The sequence below is a fragment of the Veillonella sp. ACP1 genome, assembly GCF_000286635.1.
Taxonomy (GTDB): Bacteria; Bacillota; Negativicutes; order Veillonellales; family Veillonellaceae; genus Veillonella; species Veillonella atypica.
The window spans coordinates 53,936-68,837 of sequence record NZ_ALKL01000002.1 but is presented as its reverse complement, the minus strand read 5'-3'; the positions used below and the strand labels follow the sequence as shown (position 1 = coordinate 68,837).

General features: G+C 37.1%; 8 protein-coding genes. 6 read left to right on the top strand and 2 right to left on the bottom strand.

All coding sequences use genetic code 11. The features are described 5' to 3' along the window. The 5 genes from HMPREF1151_RS01295 to HMPREF1151_RS01275 form a co-directional block, all read left to right on the top strand. Window positions 1-2,723 (top strand): YadA-like family protein (locus HMPREF1151_RS01295; protein ID WP_009660757.1); only part of this gene is annotated, 2,723 nt, incomplete at its 5' end. Window positions 2,724-2,985: 262 nt separating this feature from the next. Continuing rightward, window positions 2,986-3,549, top strand: a complete 564-nt coding sequence (locus HMPREF1151_RS01290) for a PepSY domain-containing protein (RefSeq protein WP_009660783.1) — start codon at window positions 2,986-2,988, stop codon at window positions 3,547-3,549. A gap of 274 nt (window positions 3,550-3,823) precedes the next feature. Then, complete coding sequence (locus HMPREF1151_RS01285; protein WP_009660775.1) at window positions 3,824-5,521, top strand: ShlB/FhaC/HecB family hemolysin secretion/activation protein; 1,698 nt, start codon at window positions 3,824-3,826, stop codon at window positions 5,519-5,521. Window positions 5,522-5,591: 70 nt separating this feature from the next. Then, window positions 5,592-12,179: a hemagglutinin repeat-containing protein gene (locus tag HMPREF1151_RS01280; protein WP_009660768.1), complete on the top strand. Its 6,588-nt coding sequence runs from the start codon at window positions 5,592-5,594 to the stop codon at window positions 12,177-12,179. Continuing rightward, window positions 12,154-12,582 (top strand): hypothetical protein, encoded by a 429-nt coding sequence (locus HMPREF1151_RS01275; RefSeq protein ID WP_038141112.1) that lies wholly within the window; start codon window positions 12,154-12,156, stop codon window positions 12,580-12,582. Before HMPREF1151_RS01280 ends, HMPREF1151_RS01275 begins: the two co-directional genes overlap by 26 nt. A gap of 435 nt (window positions 12,583-13,017) precedes the next feature. Here HMPREF1151_RS01275 and HMPREF1151_RS01270 read toward each other — a convergent pair whose 3' ends face one another. Both HMPREF1151_RS01270 and HMPREF1151_RS09960 read right to left on the bottom strand, forming a co-directional pair. After that, the gene (locus HMPREF1151_RS01270; RefSeq protein WP_369759130.1) at window positions 13,018-13,863 is read right to left on the bottom strand and encodes an IS30 family transposase; all 846 of its coding nucleotides are present in this window, start codon (window positions 13,861-13,863) and stop codon (window positions 13,018-13,020) included. Continuing rightward, window positions 13,864-14,040 carry a helix-turn-helix domain-containing protein gene (locus HMPREF1151_RS09960; protein WP_009660773.1) on the bottom strand — a complete coding sequence of 59 codons (177 nt, stop codon included), beginning with the start codon at window positions 14,038-14,040 and terminating at the stop codon, window positions 13,864-13,866. A 205-nt stretch (window positions 14,041-14,245) separates the two neighbouring features. On the opposite strand from HMPREF1151_RS09960, the gene HMPREF1151_RS01265 reads away from it, so the two are divergent. Further along, window positions 14,246-14,704, top strand: coding sequence for a hypothetical protein (locus HMPREF1151_RS01265; protein WP_009660762.1), 459 nt, complete (start codon window positions 14,246-14,248; stop codon window positions 14,702-14,704). Window positions 14,705-14,902: the final 198 nt, after the last annotated feature.

The following is a 14,902-nucleotide window of genomic DNA, read 5'->3' as shown; positions in this document are numbered from 1 at the left end:
CCACTACACAAAATGTAGCATCCGCTATTAACGATGCCATCACTAAATCCAAAACTGATACAGCACAAGCTCTTGCTAATGCAGAACACAAATTCGATGGCGATACAGGTGCAACATCTGTTCGTAAACATGGTGAAGTATTATCCGTTAAAGGTGGCGTAACTAATACAGCTGATTTGACAACCGGTAATATCGGTGTTGTATCCGATGGTGCAGGTACATTGAATATCCGTCTTGCTAAAACATTGACTGGTTTAACATCTGCTGCCTTCACTGATGGTACACACACAGTGACTATCGCAGGATCTGGCATTGACGCTGGTAATACAGAAATCAAACACGTTGGTAAAGCAACCACAGATGATGCTGCTGTTAATAAGAAACAAATGGATGATGCTGTGAAAGCCGCTACTGATTCTGTAACTACATTAGGTGATAACAAAGTATCCTTAGGTAGTGATTCCGGTACAACAACAGCTAAGAAATTAAGCACAACTGGTGGTATTAAATTCAACATTAAAGGTGATACTGGTGCGAATGCACTCATTACAACATCTGCAACAGGTGATGATGTAACCATTGCTCCAACTGCTAAGTTGAGTGCTGCTGTAACGGCTGCTGAAAACTCCGCTAATAAAGACTTGTCTAACTTGTCTACTGCTGGTAATACATATATCCAAAATCTTGCAAAATCTGCAGCGTCTTGGAATGTAGAAACCAATGGCGCTGGTACATCTGCTGTAGCTGGTGGTGACACTGTGAACTTCATCAATGGCGATAACATTGCTATTACGAATACAGGTCGTTCCATTACAATTGGTACCGCTAAAAACGTATCCTTCGATAAAGTCACTGTTGGTGGCGTAGTTATCGATAAGAATAATGGTATCGATGCAGGTGGTAAGGAAATTACAAATGTAGGTCCTGCTACATCTGGTAATTCTGCTGTTAACAAGACACAAATGGATACAGCGATTACTAATGCTGTTAACAAAGCAACAACTGATGCTAAACATGATTTCGGTGGTGATGATGCAACTGTTGTTACACGTAAACATGGTGAAAAACTTAACATCAAGGGCGGTGCTTCTACAACAGCAGCTGATCTTACATCTGGTAACATCGCAGTTCTTGGTGATGCTACAACAGGCACATTGAACATTCGCATGGCCAAAGCATTAACCGGCTTAAGCAGTGCTACTTTCACAACACCTAGTGGCACAACTGTTATCAATGGTGGCGGTATGACAATTACGCCAAGTACAACTGGTGCGGCACCTATTTCCATCACAACTGGTGGCATCAACGCTGGTAATACAGAAATTAGAAATGTGGCTGCTGGTACAACGCCTAATTCCGCTGTTAATAAACAACAAATGGATAGTGCGATTTCTAATGCTACGGCTAATGTAGGTTTCAGTACAGCTGGTAATACAGGTACTGGTAGTGTAAGCAATGGTCAAACATTGACCATCACTGGTACAAATGGTATTGAAACGAATGCAAGTGGTCAAAGTATCACAGTAGGCCTTGATGCTGCAACACGTGCGCAAATCAATAATGCTACAACAACTGCTAATAATGCAGCTAAGAAGGATTTGAGCAATATTGATAATGCTGGTAAGCAAGTTATTAAGGATACAGCTGCTTGGAATGTGAAAGTTAATAGCGGCACACCTGAAATTGTAAAAGGTGGCGATACAGTTACTTTTAACGATGGCGATAATATCAAGGTTACAAATACTGGTAAAGATATTACTATCGCTACTAAGAAAGATGTTTCCTTCGATAAAGTCACTGTTGGTAATGTAGTAATTGATAAAAATACTAACCGTATCAGTGGTTTGGCTAATGCAGCTAATAATGATGAAGCTGTTAACTTGGGTCAAATGAATGCCGCTATTAGTACTGCAACTGCAGGCACAGGTACTATTAAATACAAGGCTAATGGTGGTACTCAAAATTCTGTAGCATTGACTACTGGTTTTGATTTCAAAGGTGATAGCAACATTCAAATTACAGCTGATCCTGCCAACTCTGGTGTTATTAATTACAAATTGAATCCTGCATTGACAGGTATTACCTCTATTAGTGGTGGTACTGGTGCTCCTACTATTACGCTTAATGCTGGTAGTGGTTCTACACCTGGTAATGTATCCATCAATAGTAATCTAGATATGGGTGGTAAACAAATCAATAATATTGGTGCTGCTACTCATGCTGGTGATGCAGTTAATAAAGCACAAATGGACCAAGCATTGCAAAATATTGCTGGTGCATCCAGTAATGCTGCTAAGTCTTATGCGTATAAGGCTGGTGCAGGTGCTGCCGCATTGGCTGCATTGAAACCAATTCAATACGATCCATTGGAACCAACACAAATTATGGCTGGTATTGGTAATTACAAATCTCAAACAGCCGTAGCGCTTGGTGTGGCTCATTACACTAATGAAAACACTATGTTTAACTTAGGTGTTTCCTTAGATAGCCACGATGGTATCGTAAATGCTGGTGTAACCCACAAATTTGGATATAGCCCTGAAAAGAAAGCTATTCCAGATCGATATAAAGGTGGTCCTATCAGTTCTATCTACGTAATGCAAGATGAAGTGACAGCATTACAAGCAATTGTTCAAAAACAAGCTGCTGAAAATGAAGCCCTTCGTCAACAAAACGAAGATATGCAACGCAAGGTAGATATGATTCTATCTAAGATTCATTAATTCTAATAATTTTAAACATTCCCTCTTGTATACAGAAGATTAGTTAGAATTGATGAATATAGGGCTATTTGGTGGTTAGCCATTGTACTATCAAGGTGGCTAACCACTCCCTAGTGGGAAAACAAACGGACTCTTTTTATTTCTCTCATACACACTCTCTCGATAGAGTCCGTTTGTTATTGATAGTGTATAGTTATAACAGTACATAATAAATAGTAAATGTTATTGTTGTCTGAAACGTAAAGAATTTGAGGCGTAACATATGAAATCTGTATTAAAAAAGAGTCGTTTATTTATAATGTTAGCATCTTTGTTAGGGGTGGTGAGTCCAATGGCTCAAGCAGCTGATTTAGTTCCTGTTCAGCCAACAGTCGCTGTTGTTGATGAACAACATCAGGCGATTAGCTGGGCAAATCTAATGCTCAATGGTTTTTTACAACATCATACCGGCGCATCTATTAATGAAATTTCTTTTGATGCTACCGATACAGTCGTTACATTGACTGTTGGCGGTTTTGATAAAGACGGTGTATATAAGGCGGTATTTACAAATACAGCAAATGAAGTTAAGGATGAAAAGGTTGGTAAACTTACCAAAACTGTAGAAAAAACAGCCTTTGATCCATCTACTATTTTGCCTCCTGCTGTAGCTGTAAACTTTGCTTATGCACAAGCTGAAGGTAAGGCAACAAGCCTTTTAAGCTGGGCTGTTAAAACCGATAAAGGCACGCCACAATATACTGTTGTGTTTGCCACAAAAGATAAGAAAACCATTACTGTAGTATTCGATGCAGTGAGCGGAAAATTGTTAAGTGTAACTAAATAACCTGAACGCAAATAATATTTATATTAATGTATATATATAGTGTTTAGGTATAGCGTTATAAAATAGAATATTATGCACGAAACCTCGCTTTTCTTGATGAGAAAGGCGAGGTTTTTGTGGATGTTAAATTTGATTGGTATTTGCTTAATTTTTATTTTGGGTATTAATAGTAAAAACCCTATATTTTAATTAAATATAAAATAATATATAAAACTTATTGAAAAAAGTGTTAAAATTAATATATAATTTAATTATAGAGAAAGGAGAGGGATTTATGAGAGTTGTACGTATTGCAGCAAGTTGTATTGGCTTGTTGACCACATTTGGCACATTGCCTAGCATGGCAGCCGATGTATCTACCCCTTTTATACAACAAGAAGCGGCCCGAGCCGATGCTTCGTTGCGTCAACGCGCAGAAGCACCAATGACTGGGGCCGCTTCGTTGCGTTCAGAATCAGCGTATGTTGGTCTTAGTAGTGCTCCTATGAAGGCATTACCAAAGGAAGCGATTGCATTTCCTATAGACCATATTGTTATTACATCGTCAGAACCTGTATTTCGTAAATATAAGAACCGGTTAGAGGCGTATGAGCATAATCGAATCGGGTCGGATGGGGTTACATTTCTTCAAAAGCAATTACAAGAACAATTATTAGCAGATGGATATGTCACAAGCCAAGTGGTTGTACCCAATCAAGATTTACATTCAGGGTCATTAACCTTTGAGATTTTACCAGGGTATGTTGAAGATATTGTTCTTGCAAATCCAAATGCACGGACGAATTGGCGGAGTGCATTCCCGGTACGACCTGGCTATGTATTACGACGTCAAGCGTTAGAACAAGGGATTGATCAGATGCGTAGTGTACCTGGTCAAGATATAAAGATGACGATTGAACCAGGTACCAAGCCGTTACATTCTATTGTTAAGCTTACGGTAGAACAAAAAGGATTTGTGCAAGGTTCATTTATCTTAGATAATTCAGGATATAAAGCTACAGGAGAGTATCAAGGTACCGTATTTTTGTCATTTAGTCAATTGCTGGGTCTTAATGATACGTTAACAGCTAATTTCACTAAAGATATAAGTCGTCATGATGATGGCCATGGGTCAAAGCAATATGCAGTTAATTATACGATTCCCGATGGCAACCGTACGTATAGACTATCTACGTATAAGTATAGCTATAATCAATTGGTGTTTATGCCAAATGCATTTCGTTCGGCTGGTACCACACAAGGTACAGAGGTATCAGTAGAGCAGGTTCTAAATAGGACTAGTCGTTCGAAAACATCAGTTATTGCTAAGGTTAATCATAAGTCTCGTCATCATTATCTGGATGATGTAGAAATTGGTGTTCAAGAACAACATACCACATCGGTAGAATTAGGGTTATCTCATCGCCAATATAGAGGCAATAGAGTAAGTGATATGTATGTATTTTATCGCCAAGGTATTAAAGGATTGGGTGCTAAGGTACGAAGTTGGGAAGGTTTGGCAGATAATCCAACTACACTATACAAAATGGCTGGGGTTGAAGGGCAGATTCAAACGGGAGTACGAATCGGTCATAAGCAAGGTATATTCTCGATGCGCTTTAGAAGTCAATTTACTAATCAGCGCTTATTTACTACAGATCAGTTTAGTATTGGTGGACGGTATTCGGTACGTGGATTTAGTGGAGAAGAAACATTACGAGGTGACTCTGGGTACTACGTACAAAGTGAATGGTCATTACCATTTAGAAAACAACAAATCACTCCCTATGTAGGCATAGATATTGGGCATGTATGGGGCCCATCCACAGAAACACAACTTGGTACTACCTTGATTGGTGGTGTCGTTGGTGTACGAGGCACTGTTGGTGACGCTGTTAATTATGATGTATCACTAGGGACGCCCATTAAGAAACCAGAAGGATTTGATACAGATACCCGTGTTTGGGCGTTTAGAGGAAGTTATCAATTTTAAGTGTTGTACATAGAGAGTTATATAGATACATAATACATATTGTTTTATATACTTAGGAGAGATACATAATATGAATATTAGAAAACATACGGCAATGGCCATCTTTGCTGCATTGCTTGCTACAAATTCTGCCCCATGGATTCCAATGGCGTTAGCCAATCCTGTTGTACCTGCTCAAGGTGCATTGGGGCCAAAAACAGAAGAGGCTCGTAATGGTATGACTGTAGTCAATATCAATACGCCTAATGATAAAGGGCTATCCCATAACCAATATGATGCATTTAATGTAGATAATAAAGGGCTTATTTTAAATAATGCCAATCGTCCTGTGAATACGGAACTGGCAGGTTACATTATGGGAAATCCGAATCTAGTCGGACCTACAGCGAATACAATTTTAAATGAAGTAACGGGTACGGGTGCAACATCTATGAATGGGGCTCTTGAAGTGGCCGGCAATAAGGCCCATGTTATCATTGCGAATCCGAATGGTATTTCTGTCAATAATGGCACCTTTATCAATGCTAACAGTGCTACATTAACAACGGGGAACCCAATTATCAATAACGGTAGCATTACAGGCTATCAAGTACAACAAGGTAGTATCACAGTAGGTGAAAAAGGCCTTAATGCATCGAAAACAGCACGCACAGATTTGTTAGCAGAGGCTGTTCAGCTGAATGGTAAAGTTTGGGCGAAAGATGCTCAAGTTGTGACGGGGAAGAATACTGTTTCCGTAGATTCTTCTGGTAAAGTTACGAATGTTCACAAAACTGGTGAATCTAGTCAAGTTGGCCTTGATGTAGCTGCTATTGGTGGTATGTATGCCAATAGTATGTATTTAGTTGGCACCAATGATGGCTTTGGTGTGAATAATCAAGGTGTATTATCTGCACAAAATAAGTTAACCGTGGATAGTACTGGCAAATTGCAAAATATCGGTACTATCGCTGCTACAGAAGCAGATATTACTACAAAAAGTTTTGAGCAGATGAATCGTGGTAAATTGTATGTAGATACCGCTAAGATTACTACCGATTCTGTTATTCAAAAGGGTAATACAGAGACTAAAGAGGCCCCTGTTATGATTGCCCAAAAAGATCTATCTATAGCGACAAACTCTATTGTTAATACAGATGGTAGTGTGATTAAAGCCGAAGGAAAACTACAACTTGGTAAAACGATGGATTCTACAGGAACTGTGTCTGGTAAGATAGATCGTATTGTAAATACAGCGTCTGCCATTGAATTTGGTCAAGGTGGTGCATTATATGCTAAATCTGTAGATAATAAAAATGGTGGCATTACCCTTAAACGTGTAGCGGTAGGTGAAAAAGAGCATATTAAAAATGAAGTAGCACCATCTGGTAGCATTAAGCGGTATAAGTTATCTGAAGAACGAATTTATTTAGATCATGAGCAAATTCCAAAAGATAAGGTTGTTATTCATACTCGTGAGAATCTTCAACTTTCTATAAATGGTGAATATTATGAGAATTGGACTAAGTATGAATATGATCGTACTCGTGAAAAAGATGTGGTAGATACATCTAACCCTGGGCGGATTATTTCCGGTGGAGATTTACATATGGATGTCGATCATATGACGAATGAAGCTAGTCAAATTAGTGCTGCCGGAGATATCACTGGTACTGTAGGACACTATGAGCAAAGTAACCCTAAGGGTAATGAATATATTACTGAAGATGGTACAGCCACATCCTATAGTCGTCGGAGGAGACGTGGACGGGATACGACTAATATACGAACGGCTGACTATAAGAATACGATAGTCAACCCTACAGATGTCCCTGTTGCCGTATATGGTAGTCATGTGGAACATAGTACAAGTGATGCCACAGTAGATACATCTCTATTACATAGTATGAGCCAGTTAGCGACGAACCCTAATACATCTTATGTGATTGAAACTGATCCTAATTTCACAAATCGGCGTAATTTCTTATCGTCCGATTACGTATTATCTCGCCTTAAATTAGATCCTATGAATATACAAAAACGATTAGGTGATGGCTACTATGAGCAACAACTCGTTATGCAAGAGATTATGCGCCAAACTGGTAAAAGTAGACTGCAATCTGGTCTTTCAGCGGAAGAACAATATCGCCAATTGATGGATGCAGGGATTAGTGTAACAAAATCTCAATCTGTTGCATTAGGTCGAGGTTTAACAGAGGCTGAGCAAAAGAATCTTAAAGAGGATGTAGTACTCCTAGTTAATAAGGCTGTTGTATTGCCAAATGGTAAAACAGAAACTGTACTAGTACCGACTCTATATTTAGCACCAACCACAAAACGGGTAGAAGGTGCAGCTAACTTACAGGCCCAATCCATTAACCTTTCCGTTGATACCATGCATACTAGCGGTAGTATTGTGGCAGACAAGGATATAACTATTACTGGCAACACCATTCACAATGATAATGGTCTTATTAAAGGTAATACCACTACGGTTACAGCGAATGACGAAGTTCGTAATACACAAGGGACTATTATGGGCAACGATACAGTCTCTGTGTATGCTAAAAAAGACGTCATTAATGAAGGCGGTACCATTACACAAACTAATGCAGCTGGTTCCACAAAGGTTAGTGCTGGACGCGATGTAATGAATACAGGCGTACAGTATAAGGCAGCTAATAGCAAAGTTGAGTGGGATAGTCGAAATAATCGACGTGAAACGATAACCGGTGTAGATCAAGGTCGTATTGGTGGTGCTGGTGAAACAACAGTAGTCGCAGGCCGAGATGTATCTATGGCGGCAGGTGTTATTACCTCTGATGTGAACACTCAAGTGACGGCCGGCCATAATGTAACGATGAAAGCCATGAATGCTACACATGAATTGGAAGAACATCGTTTTGATAAGGGTAAATCTGGTGGTGGACATTCTCAAACGACGGAGTCTCATGATCTTGTTAACGCACAATCATCGGTTGGTAGTAGCATTGAAGGTAAAAATGTTTCTGTTGTAGCCTCTGATGCTGTACAACTTGAAGGTAGTCAACTATTAGCGGCAGACACAGTGAAAGTATCTGGTAATACGGTTGAATTAAATACGGCGAAGGCAAATAGTACAGTTAATCATGTATACCTAGATAAAAAGAAAAGCTTGGTCAAACGTGAAAGTACCAATGCAGTTGATGATGTAACTACTACAGCTGTAACAGGCTCTACCGTAAGTGGTAAAGATATACAGATTACAAGTGCTCAAGATGTAACCGGTCAATCTGCTCAAATTATAGGTGAGAATGCCGTATCTGTTACCGCTAGTGGTAAGGTAGATATTGGTGCAGATAAAGCGATTACAGATGGTACTAGTGTATATCGTCATAAGAAATCTGGATTACTTGGTAGTACAGGGATAGGCTTTACTATAGGTAAAGAAAAACACAATATAGATGAAGCTAACCATGAAGAATCTACAGTACGAAATACAATTGCTAGTACGAAAGGTGCTGTCACTATTAAGGCAAATGATACAGTTCACATTACAAGCGCAGATATTGTTGCTAAAGAAGGCGCTGTGTTAGATGGCTCTGCCGTTATATTAGATGGAAACATAGATCACAACCATATGTCTCATGATGAACGCTATAAGAAGACGGGTCTTACCGTATCGTTGGGCGGTGCAGTAGCGAATACACTTACTAATGCGACTCGTACTATAAAACAAGCGGGTGGCCGCGATGATAAACGGTTAGCAGCCCTTGAATTAAACGAAGCACGTCAACAATTGCAAGATGGATATGAAGCGGTAGATACAGCTTTACATGGAGCTAAAATACGAGATGCAGTGACTGGTAAAGTTGAGAAAGTAGATGGTAAAGCTAAACGAGGCGCTAAAAATATTGATGATGCGATAAATCTCTCTGTAAGTATTGGTAGCACTTCTAGAAAACAAGGGCAAGTAGTAGACACAAATACATATCAAGGTGGCACTCTTGTTAGTGATGGTAATGTACATATCAAAGCTCGTGATGCTCAGCAAAGTGGTATCGGTTTAACTGGTGAAACAGTACAAGCAAAAAAACTAGTATTAGATAGCGCTAGTGATATTAATCTTGAAGCTGGTAAAAATACTATAGATGTTAAGAATACTTATAAAAGCTCTGGATGGAGTGTCGGTGCTGGTATTAGTTTGACTGGTGGCGGACTTCTCGATATTAATGCGAGTGGTAATATGGCTCGTCAAAATGGCGATACCCACCAAGAAAGCTATGTGCCAACGACGATTAAAGCCGCACAATTAGCACAACTTAAAGCAAAGCGAGATACTACTATTATTGGTTCTACTGTATCTGGTAAGAAAGTTGAAGTTGATACGGGTCGAGATTTGCATATTCAAAGCTTACAAGATGTAGATAACTTTAAAGAACACAGTAAGTCGGCTGGCTTCTCTGTTTCCTCTAAACCTAATTTCAAGAATCCAACAGGTAGTATAAGTGCAAGTGTAGGACGCATTGATAGTAAATGGAAAAGCGTAACTCACCAAGCAGGTATTTATGCTGGAGAAGATGGCTATAATATTAATGTAGGGAATGGTACTACATTAGAAGGTGCTGTCATTAAAAGTGAAGCTCCAAAAGCTAAGAATACATTGACTACCAAATCTCTCGAGATGAAGGATATCCAAAATGAAGCCGAGTATACCTATAGCAATAATGGGATAGGCTATAACTACTATGGTAGTAAAAAGAAACTCGAAGAGATGAAGACTAATGATAAAAAAGGCTATGATAAGATTTATAACAGTATCGGTCTAGTTCCAAACTTAGGCGTAGGATCTAAAGGTAAAGCAAGCTCGACTACTCAATCTGCTATTTCTGATGGTATACTAACAGTAGATGGTAAAGAAATTGATACTAAGACGATTAATACCAATACAGAGAATACGTTACATCAACTAGATAAGATTTTTGATAAAAAGAAAATTGAAGAACGTCAAGAATTGGCACGCTTATTTGCTAAGAATGCTTATGAGCAATTACATAACTGGCAACCTACCACAAAAGAAGGCAAGATTGCTAAAGCTTTTGCTCATGGTGTGATTGGCGAGTGGGCTGCACGTATGGCCGGTAATGCACCTGGTAGTGGTTTTAAAGCTACAATGACCAATGAAATGCTTATAGAAAAGATTAAGCAAATTGCAGATAATGATCCGGCATTAGCACAATGGTTGAGTGCTGGGGCCGGTGGTGTAGTTAATAAAGTTAGTGGTGGCTCTTTAAATGCTGGGGCTGCAGTGTCAGCTTATGCTACTAAATGGAATGCAGAATTAACAAGTCCATATCCTATAGAAGTTGATTCGGCGAAGTTATTAGCGGGACTTAGATTTAGTGTTGTAGGAAGTGTGTTTTATAAAGCTTTAACGACTCCTATAGAAACAGGTCGTGCTGAGCCAGTTACTCTTAGTGAAGCTGATACTCAGGAGTTTCCATGGGCTAGATCAATTGATCAACTCACAAATTCAAGTGTTGATACCAGTTATGGTGAATCTAGTGGTGAAAGTATTGATTCTGGAGAAGGAAGAAACGCTTCCGAATCGAGATTTAATGGGCCTTGGAGCATAACTGTACCATATGTAGGAACTGAGTATAAAGTTCAATTAGATTACAATACTGGAATAGGATATCAGTATATTAATGTTTTCCATGCTTCTGATGGTAACACCTATAAAGACAGTGGGAAATGGGATGTTATAGGGCGTAGATTTTTTGATGGAATTAGTATTCCCCAAAGTACAGCATATTCCGGTCGCTGGATTGGACCAGATGGTACGGATAATTGGGTAAGAGATAAAAATAAGTTTAATGATTTTTTTATTCATATTACGAGTTTAATTAGTGGACAACAAGTACAATTACCTTATACAATTGGAGATGAAAGCATTATAGATGATAGTTCCGATTCGTTTATTAAGAATCCAAGAACTGGAGCCTGGGAATCTATAAAAACGGGTGCCCCTGTAAGTGAAATTGTTCTAAAGCAATTTCCTTTGAGAATTAACCCTTTAAATAATCATTTAGATTTACCAAATGTTAGCAATGATAATTCTAATATTGGGAATTCTAGTAGTGATGATGTCCCTAATATAAACGAGGATAATTCATCTAATAAAAAGGATCCACATAATAGTGGACCATCTATATCTGGACCAGTAATTGTGGGGTTAGCTAATGAAGTAAATAAGAAGAGAAATATTATAGCTCAAAAAGTCTCACAATTAAAGAATTCTTTGCCGAAATCAAAAAGTGAAGTTAAGGAAAAAGGTAATACAGGAACGGGTTCTTCAGAGAATACAATTAATGTAGATGAATTTGAAAAAACCTTTAAAAATCGTAAATATGAAGAAATGGATTTCAATGATTTTAAGAGATTAAGTTTTCAATATTTAAAACCAAAAGGATGGTCTGTAGAAGCTCATAATGGTAGATTACATGTAAGGGATAAGAATGATATTATGCGGTTACGGGTGGATCCACCTGATAAGCATACACCTTATAATCATTTACATATACATGATAAGAATGGTAAACCATTAGATAGTAACTGGAAACCTGTTGGACGTCGTGACCCTGAATCACATATAAGAATTAAAGAGGATAAAAATGATGGAACTTCAAAAAAGAATTGATATATTAGATTTATGGGATGAAATGCCATATTCATTAGATATTAAAGATTTTGGTAATACAGTCATATTAGTGTCAGAATCCTGTGAAATTAGATTTATTAACTGTATAGAGGTTAATATTAAAAGTGACATTTTATTTAAGAATAAATCAATGAAATTTCATGAATATCGTAATCATGAATATGATATTCAAGATATTAGTGTCGAACCATGTGTTGTAAAAACAGATGGAGAGATGACTCATAATAAGAAATGGGTAAGTCCAGTACTAAATGGTGTTAAAGCTAAAATAGTTATGCCTGTAATGTGTATTGATCTGATTGCTGTTGATTTTATAATTTCTACAAAGAAGGACGAAGAGAATCTAATACAGTCTAAGTTTAGCTATATAGACCTTGAATAATTAAACGTATTTTATTAAATCTTTAAACTGTTAATTTATATAGTCTCAGGGAGAATGAAATCTTTACTATTTTATCTTTAATGGACCTTTTCCGTATGGGAATATAAAATTGGAGTCAGTCAACTATAATTTAGTTATTAACGGAAATCGTATAATGTTTGACTATCAGAGATTAGTTCATACTAAATGGAGGTTCTATAATAAATGTTGGGGTGACATCATTAACGGTGTCACTACCAACATTATTTTTTTGCAAAAAAATAAGCATACAAGGCTCACATGCTTTACAATAAAAGTGTCAAAGTCCTAAAGAAAGGATGTGATCTTATATGCCTACTACTGGTTATACTGAATTTTTACATAATGTAAAAAAGAATATCTTAAATTGCAATATGAAATTGAACAGTATCCAAATCTACAATCTTATTAACTTCTTCAAGAAAGACCTCCAAGGGGGGTTCTATAATTTAGAAGCTTGCGTGGCAAAGTATTACACCATTTAAGTGTTCGTCGAATAGTTTCCTCTGAAACGGCTTTTATTGGCATTCCTTTCGGTATACATCTACGAAGTAAACCATTATGCCTTTCGTTCGATCCACGCTCCCAAGCAGAATAAGGTCGAGCAAAATAAATAGACAAGGTTTCATTTTCTAAATTAGATATCTCTGAAAACTCTAAACCGTTATCTGCAGTTATTGTTTTGCATAAGCAAGCTAGATTAACATCTTTAAACGTATTTAACCGTGCCTGCAGTGCTTCTTTTACATCAGTAGCACATGCTGAGGGACACCGTAAAGCCACATACAATCTGCTTTTACGCTCAAGTAAAGAAATTAAAACATGGTCTGTCTTATCTTTTGTTCCACGGACGGTATCTAATTCCCAATGTCCGAATTCCTCGCGCGTTTCAATATTAGGACCGCGAAGTTCTATGGATTTACCAAGTTCTCGCTTATGTTTTCTAGAAATAGATTTTCGTTGAGAATGCCGCACTACCAATGGTAAGTCAATTGCTTTTATACCTAATATGCCTTTGTGAAGATAGTTATATAAAGTTTTAGCACAAACCATTTCATTACGCATAAACAAATCCTTATGTTCAGCATATCCAACAGTAGCATTAAAGGACCAATGATCATCTAGAACCTTGCTTTCAATCCAATTTATAAAAGATTCTATAGCACCAACTTTCATGGTATTAGAAGAGCCCACACGTTGTCTTTCATATGTTGCTTGTCCAGAATCAGCTAAATATACAAGTTGAGATTTACCTTGTCGAATTTAAATTACAGTACCACGTTTTAATTCTGTATATATAGTTGTTCTAGAACGGCCAAGTGCACGTGAAATTGCCGTAATACTATCTCCTAGAACGATTCTCTTTTCTAAATAAAATCGTTTTTCGAAGTTTAAGTGTTTGTTTGTACGTAATGTCGTGTTATGATTATTATAGTCCATAGTGATTACCTCGGTTATATTTTGATTAGACACCTAAATCATAACACAAGGTTCACTATGGATTTTTATTTGTTCAATTTCATTCTATAATTAAGCTAAATAATAAAATATTACTATTCGATAAAAATAAGTTCTAATTATATTAATGGAGAAACTTATGAGGCTAGGTTTTTCGTGAATTGAATATATAGAAAGGTTAGATAATATGAATACAACTATATATGAAGCCGTAGCTAAATATAAAAAAGATGATACATTACCATATACAGAGTATTTTGGTTTAGGTCATTTTTTGACTAAAGATTTAGCAGAAAATGCAATAATGTTAGCTAAACAACTTCCTGGATTTAGAGAATTTTGCGATGAAAACTTTTATATTGAGGAATTTGTTTTAAATGATGGAGTACCAAGAAATTATAGTGTAGATGATCCTATCAAAAACAATGAAGTTTTTATATTGTGGTATGGATATGATGTTGATTCAATGTATACAGTTGGTGGAACGTTAGGTGTATTTAGTGAATATGAATATGCTACATTAGCAAAAGAAAAATATAGCACTTGGGATATATTTATTGTTCATGGGTTAGACAATTTTGGTATTGGGAAAGTTGTATTAAACGAACGTCAATGGGTAGATGGCTTTGTAAAAGTTTACGATTAAGTGCATATAGCAATAGAACCTATTTAAATATTTTTTAGTTTAATCAGATTGCGTTGCTTATTATACCTACTTAACGACTTTGAACAAGATTATATGAACAAGTAAAGATTTTACTTTTGCAAGACTCTAAAAGTATTACGTCATATGGAGTAATCATGGAAATATATAAGAATCTAAAGTTTAAGTTTAATCAATTGT

Excerpts from the sequence above, each read along its gene's own strand:
- HMPREF1151_RS01265 (WP_009660762.1), top strand. The coding sequence starts at position 14,246 with ATGAATACAACTATATATGAAGCCGTAGCTAAATATAAAAAAGATGAT.
- HMPREF1151_RS09960 (WP_009660773.1), bottom strand. The coding sequence starts at position 14,040 with ATGGACTATAATAATCATAACACGACATTACGTACAAACAAACACTTA.
- HMPREF1151_RS01290 (WP_009660783.1), top strand. The coding sequence starts at position 2,986 with ATGAAATCTGTATTAAAAAAGAGTCGTTTATTTATAATGTTAGCATCT.
- HMPREF1151_RS01285 (WP_009660775.1), top strand. The coding sequence starts at position 3,824 with ATGAGAGTTGTACGTATTGCAGCAAGTTGTATTGGCTTGTTGACCACA.
- HMPREF1151_RS01275 (WP_038141112.1), top strand. The coding sequence starts at position 12,154 with ATGATGGAACTTCAAAAAAGAATTGATATATTAGATTTATGGGATGAA.
- HMPREF1151_RS01280 (WP_009660768.1), top strand. The coding sequence starts at position 5,592 with ATGAATATTAGAAAACATACGGCAATGGCCATCTTTGCTGCATTGCTT.